At 55.8% G+C, this 1,908-nt stretch carries 1 protein-coding gene; it reads right to left on the bottom strand.

Annotated elements, in window-relative coordinates; all coding sequences use genetic code 11:
• Nucleotides 1–77 precede the first annotated feature (77 nt).
• Nucleotides 78–1,580 carry a hypothetical protein gene (locus tag B2589_RS08820; RefSeq protein WP_286816311.1) on the bottom strand — a complete coding sequence of 501 codons (1,503 nt, stop codon included), beginning with the start codon at nucleotides 1,578–1,580 and terminating at the stop codon, nucleotides 78–80.
• Nucleotides 1,581–1,908 lie beyond the last annotated feature (328 nt).

Here is a 1,908-nt window from a genome sequence, read left to right as displayed (position 1 = left end):
GCAGGCTGCCGCTGCAGCCTGATTAAACTGTCCAAGTTTTAGGGGTCACTTCATACCGGGGGTCTGACCCGCCTCCCTTAGAGCCGCTCAACCCTGATCGTGAAATCCTCAGAAATTGCACGGTTGGCGTTGATGTTTGTATCCCGGATACCTACAGCCTCCACATGCAGATAAAGGCGGTTGGGATGGGTGTCGTTTATCAACTCGATCTGATGCGAGCACTGGTTTTCACTGGACTGTGCACTCGAAGCCGTATCGAACGGCGTTCTACCGGCCTGGTCCTCCGGCAAGGGCTCGCGGATATCCCAATCCCACTGATAGCCCCTGACGACCACCGGTGCAATGCTGGTGCCGCAGGTGTAGCCGCCAATGGTGAAACGATAGCGCCCGGGGCCCGCGATCAGCTGGTAGTAGCTGTCGGTATTTCTGAAGGTACCCCACTCAATCCCGACCAGCCCGGCGTTATCGCCAACAACCAGCGGGTATGGATCTTTCTTGATGCCCTGGCTGAGCTGGAACATTCTCACACTTGTGACGGTTTTGTTGGTGGTGCTGCTCAGGCCCAGGTTGTAGCGTCGATCCCCCTCGATGGGCTGAATCATAAACTCCAGAAAATCGCTCACGCTGCCTGACACACTGCGGATAGAGTTATCTCCCGGAGCCCGGCCAAACCTGGCTGTTGCGCCCGAACCGTTATCATTGAAATACATGAGGAAGCCGTAAGAGCCGGAATACGGCACACTTACCGGAATATCCCTGGGTTCCGGGCTGATCGGAATATTAGTGAGGTCGCCCCAGGGGCACAGCACTCCGGCATAGACACAAATGGTTCCTGCCACCCGGTTAGCGCCACTTTCGGTAGCCTGGAATACCCGGCCAAACTCCTGTTGCAGCACCTGCCGGGCCTGCTCTATCAACGCCGCTTCATTGTTCTGGGCTTCATTGAACAGTTTCATCAGGGCTTGCTTACCCGGGCCCTCAGGCCACTCATCCTCCCAGCCGGCATCGGTAACCGCAAAATCTTCTGCCAGTGCATCAACGTCTGCCTGGGTCAGGCCTGCTTTCGCCATAGCGGCCGAATACAACAGCAGCATGTAGCTGTCGCGATCCGTTGCAGGATCGATGCTGTCGAGCAGGTTCAGGTTCTCCGGAGGCGTCATAAGGCCAAACCAGGTCATGATGTAGTCATTCGCCCAACCACGCAGTTCCTCGTAGGTATAACCTTCAGGCAACCAATATTCCATGTAACGGGCGATCAGGTGGGTGAACAGGTTTACGTTTCCTACCAGGGTTTCGTCAGATACATACATGACTGCCCGCAAGCGGAAGGGTTCGGGGGTATAGGCACCGCTGTATTCATTAAAGTAATGACCATTTACCGTCACCATGGCCAGCCCCTGCCAGCCAATTCCTTCGAACCGGATTTTTCCGTCCGAGTCCGTCTGGGTAGACCAGGTTTGCCCGGTCAAACTGCCCTCGCTATCAAGCTCCTGCACTGTAACCGTCGCACCGGTTTGATAAGGGCCCTTCTGGGCATACCCCTCCCCCGCTACCGGCACCAATGGATCAGCCGACTGCATAGGTGGATCAGTTTCGGGGTCGGTTTCGGAGGGGGTTGGAGATTGGGGCTGTGTGGTAGGCGTGGGAGAAGCAACATCATCAGCTCCTGAGGAAGAGCTGTCACTGTTGCAACCGGCCAGTGCCAGTGCAACCACCAAAGCAAACAGATAGTTAAACACTATGTTTTTCATGACACGTTCCTCTGTGCACAAGTTCAGACCTGCCATCCCCCGGACAAGCCCGACCCACTGCGCAATAGAGTTGTGCCTGATGCGAGTTCACAACTGGCTTCAGCTTAGGTATGGCAGCGAACCGCCTAAATGTCCACTTTTTGTACAGCCGGGTCAG

Origin of the sequence: Marinobacter sp. UBA3607 (assembly GCF_002375525.1) — a bacterium.
Classification (GTDB): Bacteria; Pseudomonadota; Gammaproteobacteria; order Pseudomonadales; family Oleiphilaceae; genus Marinobacter; species Marinobacter vinifirmus.
The sequence above is the reverse complement of the archived record's forward strand: the minus strand, read 5'-3'. Positions and strand labels throughout refer to the sequence as shown.